The organism is Streptomyces sp. NPDC002130, assembly GCF_040296465.1.
Lineage (GTDB): Bacteria > Actinomycetota > Actinomycetes > Streptomycetales > Streptomycetaceae > Streptomyces.
On the sequence record NZ_JBEOXI010000298.1, the window covers coordinates 1 to 8,785 of the forward strand.

6 protein-coding genes are annotated in these 8,785 nt (G+C 72.8%); 2 read left to right on the forward strand and 4 right to left on the reverse strand.

From position 1 onward, the window contains the following. The first annotated feature begins 244 nt into the window (after window positions 1-244). Window positions 245-1,843: an alpha/beta hydrolase gene (locus tag ABT116_RS35825; RefSeq protein WP_351642777.1), complete on the forward strand. Its 1,599-nt coding sequence runs from the start codon at window positions 245-247 to the stop codon at window positions 1,841-1,843. Between the two features lie 56 nt (window positions 1,844-1,899). Here ABT116_RS35825 and ABT116_RS35830 read toward each other — a convergent pair whose 3' ends face one another. Both ABT116_RS35830 and ABT116_RS35835 read right to left on the reverse strand, forming a co-directional pair. Further along, window positions 1,900-2,931 carry an NAD-dependent epimerase/dehydratase family protein gene (locus ABT116_RS35830; protein WP_351642779.1) on the reverse strand — a complete coding sequence of 344 codons (1,032 nt, stop codon included), beginning with the start codon at window positions 2,929-2,931 and terminating at the stop codon, window positions 1,900-1,902. A gap of 59 nt (window positions 2,932-2,990) precedes the next feature. Next, the gene (locus ABT116_RS35835) at window positions 2,991-3,710 is read right to left on the reverse strand and encodes a lysophospholipid acyltransferase family protein (protein ID WP_351642782.1); all 720 of its coding nucleotides are present in this window, start codon (window positions 3,708-3,710) and stop codon (window positions 2,991-2,993) included. 383 nt (window positions 3,711-4,093) lie between these two features. Here ABT116_RS35835 and ABT116_RS35840 point away from each other — a divergent pair, with 383 nt between their 5' ends. After that, window positions 4,094-4,549, forward strand: a complete 456-nt coding sequence (locus tag ABT116_RS35840; protein ID WP_351642785.1) for an RpiB/LacA/LacB family sugar-phosphate isomerase — start codon at window positions 4,094-4,096, stop codon at window positions 4,547-4,549. A 1-nt stretch (window position 4,550) separates the two neighbouring features. Here the strand turns inward: ABT116_RS35840 and ABT116_RS35845 are convergent, their stop codons facing one another. Together ABT116_RS35845 and ABT116_RS35850 are read right to left on the reverse strand one after the other, a co-directional pair. Further along, window positions 4,551-5,789 carry a PP2C family protein-serine/threonine phosphatase gene (locus ABT116_RS35845; RefSeq protein ID WP_351642788.1) on the reverse strand — a complete coding sequence of 413 codons (1,239 nt, stop codon included), beginning with the start codon at window positions 5,787-5,789 and terminating at the stop codon, window positions 4,551-4,553. A gap of 66 nt (window positions 5,790-5,855) precedes the next feature. Next, window positions 5,856-8,315, reverse strand: coding sequence for a SpoIIE family protein phosphatase (locus ABT116_RS35850; protein WP_351642790.1), 2,460 nt, complete (start codon window positions 8,313-8,315; stop codon window positions 5,856-5,858). Window positions 8,316-8,785: the final 470 nt, after the last annotated feature.

The following is an 8,785-nucleotide window of genomic DNA, read 5'->3' on the forward strand; positions in this document are numbered from 1 at the left end:
ACGAGGCCCTCGCGTCACTACAGCAGACCTAGACGTCCGTCCGCGGACCGGGGCGTCCGTCCCACAGGCCGGGGCGTCCGTCCCACAGAACCCGGCGTCCGCCCTCGCAGACCGGGCGTCCGTAGAGAAGTACATCCTCTCCGTTTATCGGATTGGCAAAGAAGGGCGCCCGACCCTGTTGTCAGGGACCCCACAACCGGGAGGATCCCCGTACTGATCGCAACGAGGTACGGGGAGGTCCCCCTTGAGGGGTTCGAGACCGAAGAGGCGGGTGGCGGCGCTCGGTTCGGCCGGCGCGCTCGTCACGGCCACGCTGATAGCCGGCGCCGTCGCGGCGCCGACCGCGAACGCGAACGCGGGCGGCCACGGCCAGGACCGGGAGGCGAAGGGCACCGCCATCGCCGCCGCCCGGGCCGCGAAGGCCGGCATCGATTGGCAGGACTGCCCCGCCGACTGGAACCTGGCCAAGCCGATCCAGTGCGGGTACGTCACCGTGCCGCTCGACTACGCCAAGCCCTACGGCAAGCAGATCAAGCTCGCCGTCGACCGCATCGGCAACACCGGCACCAAGGCCGAGCGGCAGGGCGCGCTCATCTACAACCCCGGCGGCCCCGGCGGCTCCGGACTGCGCTTCCCGGCCCGGGTCGCCAACAAGAACGCCGTCTGGGCCAACGCGGCCAAGGCCTATGACTTCGTGGGCTTCGACCCGCGCGGCGTCGGCAAGTCCACGCCCATCTCCTGCGTCGACCCCCAGGAGTTCGTCAAGGCGCCCAAGGCCGACCCGGTGCCCGACTCCGAGGCCGACAAGCTCGCCCAGCGCAAGCTGGCCCGCGAGTACGCCGAGGGCTGCCAGGAGCGCAGCGGCTGGATGCTGCCGCACATGACCACGCCGAACACCGCGCGCGACCTCGACGTCATCCGCGCCGCCCTCGGCGAGAAGAAGCTCAACTTCCTCGGCGTCTCCTACGGCACCTACCTGGGCGCCGTCTACGGCACCCTCTTCCCGGGCCACGTCCGCCGCATGGTCGTCGACAGCGTGGTCAACCCCTCGCGGGACAAGATCTGGTACCAGGCCAACCTGGACCAGGACGTCGCGTTCGAGGGCCGCTGGAAGGACTGGCAGGACTGGGTCGCCGCGAACGACGCGACCTACCACCTCGGCACCACCCGCGCCGCGGTCCAGACGAAGTGGCTCGAACTGCGCGCCACCGCGAAGAAGAACCCGATCGGCGGGGTCGTCGGCCCGGCCGAGCTCATCTCCTTCTTCCAGAGCGCCCCGTACTACGACTCCGCCTGGGCGCCGACCGCCTCGGTCTTCAGCAAGTACGTCGCCGGCGACACCCAGGCGCTCGTCGACGCGGCCGCTCCCGACCTGTCCGACACGGCGGGCAACGCCGCCTCGGAGAACGGCAACGCCGTGTACACGGCCGTGGAGTGCGCCGACGCCAAGTGGCCCACCAGCTGGCGCACGTGGGACCGCGACAACACGCGGCTCCACAAGGACCACCCCTTCATGACCTGGGCCAACGCCTGGATGAACCTGCCGTGCGCCACCTGGCCGGCCAAGCAGCAGACGCCGTTGAACGTCAAGACCGGCAAGGGCCTGCCCGGCGTGCTCATCGTCCAGTCCGAGCGGGACGCGGCCACTCCGTACGAGGGCGCCGTGGAGCTGCACAAGCGGTTCAAGGGCTCCCGCCTGATCACGGAGAAGGACGCGGGCTCCCACGGCGTCACCAGCCTGGTGAACCCGTGCATCAACCCCCGGGTGGACAGCTACCTGCTCACCGGCAAGCTGGACGCCGCCGACGTGACGTGCGCGCCGCACGCCACGCCGAAGCCGTAGCCGTAGCCGTCGTCCGACGGTGGTGAGGGGCGGCCGGGACACCGGCCGCCCCTTCCTCATGTCTGCCGGGCCGCGAACCAGGCATCCTCCGCCGCGTAGTCGAAGAGGTCCGGGTAGGCGCGGGCGAGGGTGGGGAACGCCTCCCGCCAGTCCTGCTCGGACAGCTTGCGGGTGAGCCACTCGACCGTCTCCGGCAGGCTGTCCGGGTAGGTCACGACCGGCCGGTAGCCCAGCTCCCGTTCCGCGGCGGACATGTCGCACAGCACGGGCAGTTCCACCGACCAGGGCGAGCTGCCCACGGACGCCTGCGCAGGCCCGTCCAGCAGGACGGTCTCCGTCTCCACGCCCATGACCGCGTCGACGGCGGCCCCGATCTCCGCCACGGTCGGCGGCCGCGGATCGCAGGCGTTGAGCACCCGCGAGCCCGGCCGGGCCGCCGCCAGCCGGATCAGTTCGGCGATGTTGCGGGCGGCAGAGGTGTGGAAGCGGCTCCCACCCCGGAAGGCGAGCACCCTCCTGGGCCTGCGGTCGAGGTTCCGCTTCACGAAGTACAGCTCGCGGGGGAGCGGGCTGCACGGTCCGTGGATCGCGCCCGGGCGAAGCACGGTGGTGGGCAACCGGTCCGCCGCCGAGAGGAGTTCACGCTCCAGGGCCACCTTGCCGGTGCTGTACGAGGCGTCCCCCGGCGGGACCGTCACCTGGTCCTCCGTGATCGGCACCGGATACCGCGGGAGGCCGTCCGGCTCGCCCATGGTGTCGAAGCCGCGGCCCTCGCCGTCCTCGTACACCGACACGCTCGACACCACCACGGCCGCGCCGATCCGGCCGGCCAGGCCCGTCAACTGCCGTGCGTGCCGGGCCCCGTAGGCGACCACGTCGACCACCAGGTCACAGCCGTCGCCGATCAGCGCGGCCAGCGCCGCGTCGTCCTCGCGATCCAGTCGCAGCGTCCGCACCTCGGCGGGCCAGTTCTCGTCCCGGCCGCCACCGCGCGACGCGGCCGTCACCTCCCAGCCGTCCCGCGCCAGCGCCCGCACCGCCGGCCTTCCGATCTGTCCGCCGGCCCCGATCACCACAGCACGTCTCATACCGCGACCGTAGATCGCCGCAGGTCCGCCGGGGAACCGGCTTCTGCCGACAGCAGAGCTCAACTGAGGGGCATGCGCCGGAACTTCCGCTCCTTGGCGGCGGCGGCCTCCTCGGCCTTCACCACGGCCGCGTACCGGTCGACGTACTCCTGCTCGGACAGCGCGAGGATCGCGTACATGATCTCGTCGGTGATGGCACGCAGGATCGCCTTCTCGTTCTCCATGCCCTCGTAGCGGGAGAAGTCGAGGGGCTCGCCGAAGCGGATCACCACGGGGTGGATGTTCGGGATGACCTTGCCGGGCGGCTGCGCCTCGAAGGTGCCGATCATCGCGCAGGGGATCACCGGGACGCCGGCCTTGAGCGCCATCACCGCCACCCCGACCTTGCCCTTGTAGAGCCGGCCGTCGTGCGAGCGGGTGCCCTCCGGGTAGATGCCGAGCAGCTCGTCCTTGCTCAGTACGCCGAGGCCCTCGCGGATCGCGGCCTGGCCCGCGTCCTTGCCGGAGCGGTCGACCGGGATCTGCCCCGCGCTGCGGAAGAAGAAGGCCGTCAGCCTGCCCTTGAGGCCCGGGCCCGTGAAGTACTCGGCCTTCGCGAGGAAGGTGATGCGCCGTTTGAGGATGGCGGGCATCAGGAAGTGGTCCGAGAACGACAGGTGGTTGCCGGCGATGATGGCGGCGCCCTCCGCGGGAACGTGCTCCAGGCCCTCTATTCGAGGCCGGAAGACCAGTCGCAGCAGCGGACCCAGTAGCACGTATTTCAGCAGGTAGTAGAACAAAGCGGGCGCTCCTCGACTCTCGCGGTGGCCTCAGCCGCCGCGTTCCAGCAGGTCAACCGGCATGTCGTGGGGTGCCAGTGTAGGTGCAGGCGGGGTCACCGGGCACCTCGTGCGGGCGGAGGGCACAGATCCTTCGCCAATTGACTGATGGTCAGTCAGGTGCGGGTGTCCGGTGGTGCTCCTGCGGCTGGGGAGGGTCGCGGGATCAGCGTGCTGCGCCACCCGGGTGACGGGCAAGCCGAACGTGCGGGGTGGCGCGATAGCGGGGGTGCGTGACCTGCCGATGGCTCTTGCGGGCCGGGCGGCCGCTGTGGGTCGGCGGTCGCCCCGCCCACGGTGGCGGCCGCTGTGGGCCGGCGGCTCCGGCGAGTAACCTGCCAGGCATGCGGATCGCTGTTTCCTCGGACATGGACGAACCCGTCGCCCGCTCCCTCGTGGCCGCCCTGCGCGAGCGAGGCCATGAGGTGCGCGCGCACGGCGCGCTGCGCCCGGGGGACGACCCGCAGTGGGCGGTGTGCTCCGAGGCGGCGGCCCGCGAGGTCGCCGACGGCAGGGCCGACCAGGCGGTGGTGTGCTGCTGGACCGGCACGGGCGCCTCGATCGCCGCGAACAAGGTGCCCGGCGTACGGGCCGCCCTGTGCACGGACGCCTACACGGCCGACGGGGCCCGCCGCTGGAACGACGCCAACGTGCTCGCGCTCAGCCTGCGGCTGACGTCGCAGCCGCTGCTGGCGGAGATCCTCGACGCCTGGTTCGCCGGTGAGCCCAGCGCGGACGCCGAGGACCGGCAGAACGTCGACCGCGTCCGGCTGCTCGACCACGGCAAGACCCGGATGTAGGTCACAGGCGCACGATGACCAGCGCGGTGTCGTCGGTGGCGCCGCCCGGCGGCAGCAACTCCAGCAGAACGGTGTCGGCGAGCGTCTCGGGGTCCGTCTGCCGATGGTCGCGCAGGGCGTCGGCGAGCCGTTCCAGGCCCTTGTCGATGTCCTCGCGACGCCGTTCGATCAGGCCGTCGGTGTAGAGCACGAGCGTGGCGCCCGGCGTGTACGTGGTCTCGGCCTGGGGCCTCGGGATCGGGTCCGGGCGGGCGTCGAGCGGCGTGTCCGTGGCCTGGTCGAGGAACTCCGTGCGGCCGTCGGCGTGGACGAGCACGGGCGGGGGATGACCGGCGCTGCTGTACGTGATGAGGTGGCGGTCGCAGTCGATGAAGGTCGTGACGGCGGTCGCCGACTCGGCCCCGTCGATGACGTGGGCGTAGCGCCCCAGCACGTCCAGGGCCTGGGCCGGCCCGTCGGCGACCCGGGAGGCCGCGCTGAGCGCACTGCGCAGCTGGCCCATCACGCCGGCCGCCTCCAGACCGTGCCCGACCACGTCGCCCACGGCCACGCCGATCCGGTCGCCGCCCACCAGGTCGACCAGGTCGTACCAGTCGCCGCACACGTTGAGCGCACCCACGGCGGGCCGGTACCGGACGGCGGCCCGGTGGTGGCCGACCTGCCGGGGCGCGGGCAGCATCGCCTCCTGCAACGCCAGCGCCACCTCCCGCTCCCGGGAGTGCGCCTGGCGCAGCCGTTCGTTCAGCTCCTGCAGTTCGCGGGCGCGGGTGTACAGCTCGGCCTCCAGCACCCGGGACCGGCTGCCCCGGTTCCCCGGAGAGCCGCCCCGGGCCCGGATCAGCTCCGTGACCTCCTCCACGCGGTGCACAATCAGCACGACCTTGCCGTCCGAGCCGAGCAGCGGCGCGTTCACCGGGCTCCAGTAGCGCTTCTGCCACTCGCCGGGCCGGGTGGGGTCCTCGACGTCGTAGCGCTGCAGGGCCATGGCGTCGCGCTCCCCGGTGGCCAGGACGCGGTACAGCGAGGCCTCCAGATTGCGCATGCCCGTCGCGGCCGGGTCGTTCGGGTTGTCCGGGAAGACGTCGAACAGGTACTTGCCGACCAGCTGCTCGCGCGAGCGACCGGAGACCCGGACGAACTCGTCGTTGACGTCCGCGTACACAAGCTCCGGTGTCAGGAGCGCCACCATGCCGGGCAGAGCCTTGAACACCGCGCCGTAGTCGATCGCCGTCTCCGCCATGGCTGCCGCCTCACCGCTGCCGGGGTCACACCAGTTTCGCACGGTATGGGCGAACCTCAACCGACTTCACTCGGGGCGATCCGCCAGAGACTGCTCGGCCCAGATGATCTTCCCCTCGGGGACGAACCGCGTCCCCCACCGCTGGGTGAGCTGGGAGACCAGCAAAAGCCCGCGCCCACCCTCGTCCGTCGTCCGGGGATGGCGCAGATGAGGCGCGGTGGCCCCGCCGTCGAGAACCTCGCAGACCAGGGCACGCTCCCTGATCAGCCGGAGCCGGATGGACCCGGTGGCGTACCGGATGGCGTTGGTGACGAGCTCGCTCACCACCAGCTCCGTGGTGAAGGCCAGCTCGTCCAGGCCCCAGCGCGCCAGCTGCCGGGTGGCCGTGCGGCGGGCGTCGGCTACCACGGCCGGGTCCGAGGGCAGGTCCCAGGCCGCGACCTGCCCGCTGCCGAGACGTTTCGTCCGGGCCATCAGCAGGGCCACGTCGTCGTACGGGCGGGCCGGGACCAGCGCGTCGACCACGGCCCTGCAGTACGACTCGAGCGGGCCCGACCGCTCCAGCGCCCGGCGCAGCCGCTCCCGGCCCGCGTCGACGGCCCAGGTCTCGCCCCGGGCCAGCAGCCCGTCGGTGTGCAGCGCCAGCGTGCTGCCCTCTGCCAGGGACAGCTCGACCGCCTCGAAGGGCGGGCCGCCCACGCCGAGCGGCGGTCCCTGCGGCAGTTCGACGAACACGACCGAGCCGTCGGGCCGCACCACGGCCGGGGCAGGTTGCCCCGCCGCTGCCAGCGCACACCTCCCGTCGACCGGGTCGTAGACGACGTACAGGCAACCGGACCCCACGCCCTGCGTGCCCGCGGAGCCCATCGTCCCGGGCTCCGCGCCCTCCTCCCGCGCCGAACGCGCCACCAGGTCGTCGAGGTGCGCCAGCACCTCCGCGGGCGGCAGATCCAGAGCCGCCAGCGTCCGCACGGCGGTCCGCAACTGCCCCATGGCCGCGGCGGCGTCGATGCCGTGCCCCGGCACCTCGCCCACGACCAGCGCCACGCGCGCCCCGGACAGGGGGATGAGGTCGTACCAGTCGCCGCCGAGACCGGTCAGCTCGTCGGCCGGCCGGTAACACGCGGCCACCTCGACGGCGTCCTGCTCGGGCAGGCGGTGGGGGAGCAGACTGCGCTGCAGGACGAGCGCGGCGTCCCGCTCGCGGGTGTAGCGGCGCGCGTTGTCCACGCAGACGGCCGCGCGGGCGACGAGATCCTCGGCCAGCCGCAGGTCCTCCTCGTCGAAGTGCTCCCGGTTCTCGCGCCGGTAGAAGGTCGTGATGCCCAGGGTGATGCCGCGCGAGCGGATCGGCACGGTCATCACGCTGTGCAGGCCCAGCTCCCGGAACGTGGCACGGCGGCCGCTCGGGGTCCTCGTGGTCCAGTCCCGGGTCAGCGGATCGAGCCGCTCGGCGCGCCAGGACCGTCCCGTGGCCAGACAGCGGAAGGGCGGCGTTCCGGCCCGGAAGGCCACCCCCTCGCCGATCTCGATGACCGCCTCCACGAGATCGTCCTGCGCGGACCGGTAGCCGGCGCGGCGCAGCTCCACCGGTTCCTCCGAGTCCGCGAGCGGGCCGGGCACCGGCTCACCGCCCCGCAGCACCGACTCCAGCAGGTCCACGGTGACGAAGTCGGCCAGCCCCGGCACGGCCACGTCCGCCAGTTCCTGCGCGGTGCGCGTGAGGTCCAGGCTGCGGCCGATGCTCTCGCCCGCCCGGTCCAGCAGCGCCAGCCGCTGTCGCGCACGATGCCGCTCGGTCATGTCCACGACCGTGTAGTACACGCCGATCGGATGGCCCCGGTCGTCCTCGAGGCGGGTGAACGACAGCATGTGCGCCGTCTCGCGCAGCGGCGCCGAGCGCACGTGGCCCACGTGCTCGTAGCCGACCACCGGCTCGCCGGTCTCCAGCACGTGCCGCATCTGCGCCTCGACCGCCTGGGCGTCCATGCCCGGCTGCACGTCCGCGAAGCGCAGCCCGAGCCGGCGCGCCGCCGGGCCGCCGCCGAACTGCTCCAGGGCGGCGTTCGACCACACGAAGCGCAGGTCCGTGTCCACGATCGCGATCCCGATCGCGGCACCCGCCGCCATCTGCTCCAGGACCGTGCGGCTCATGTCCCAGCCGGGGGCGTCGGACAGCTCCGACAGGAGCATCAGCCAGCGCGTGCCGCCCTGTGCCTCCTCGGCCGAGGTGATCCGGGCCGCGACCCTCAGCGGCTGCCCGTCCCTGCGGCGGGCCGTCAGCAGCCCCGTCCAGCCGCCGTTCCTGCGGCACCGCTCGACCAGGTCCGGTACGCGCTGTGCGTCCTCGGCGACCAGCAGGTCGGCCAGCTTCCTGCCGACCGCCTCGGCAGCCGGGTACGCCAGCAGCCGCCGGGCATCGTCGGTCCAGCCCGTCACCACGCCCTGTGGATCGAGCAACAGGGGCGCCGCGTCGGCCACATCGAACCGCTGCCGGGCAACGCCGTACACCTCGTCTGCGCCCACGGCCGACCTCTCTGTCGCTGAGAGTGGTCTACCACCTCTTGCCCCAATCTTCACCCTTCCGGCGCCGGGGGGCGGCTTGTGCAGGGCCGGCCGGGGCCCCGGTCCGGACGCGGCGGGGGCGTTCCGGATCCCGGACGGAAGGCGGCGGCCGGCGCGGGGGACGAGCAGGTCGGCCCGGTTCCGTTCGCGCGGCGAAAGGGCTGGTCGATGCGGGCGGGCGGCCTGAGCCGAGTACGGCGCTCCGGCTGCCTCTGCGCGGCGAAGGGGCTGGTCGGCGCGGGGTGGTCGGCTTGGGGGACGAGCAGGTCGGCCCGGTTCCGTTCGTGCGGCGAAAGGGCTGGTCGATGCGGGCGGGCGGCCTGAGCCGAGTACGGCGCGCTCCGGCTGCCTCTGCGCGGCGAAGGGGCTGGTCGGCGCGGGGTGGTCGGCTTGGGGGACGAGCAGGTCGGCCCGGTTCCGTTCGTGCGGCG

Excerpts from the sequence above, each read along its gene's own strand:
- ABT116_RS35830 (WP_351642779.1), bottom strand. The coding sequence starts at position 2,931 with ATGAGACGTGCTGTGGTGATCGGGGCCGGCGGACAGATCGGAAGGCCG.
- ABT116_RS35840 (WP_351642785.1), top strand. The coding sequence starts at position 4,094 with ATGCGGATCGCTGTTTCCTCGGACATGGACGAACCCGTCGCCCGCTCC.
- ABT116_RS35845 (WP_351642788.1), bottom strand. The coding sequence starts at position 5,789 with ATGGCGGAGACGGCGATCGACTACGGCGCGGTGTTCAAGGCTCTGCCC.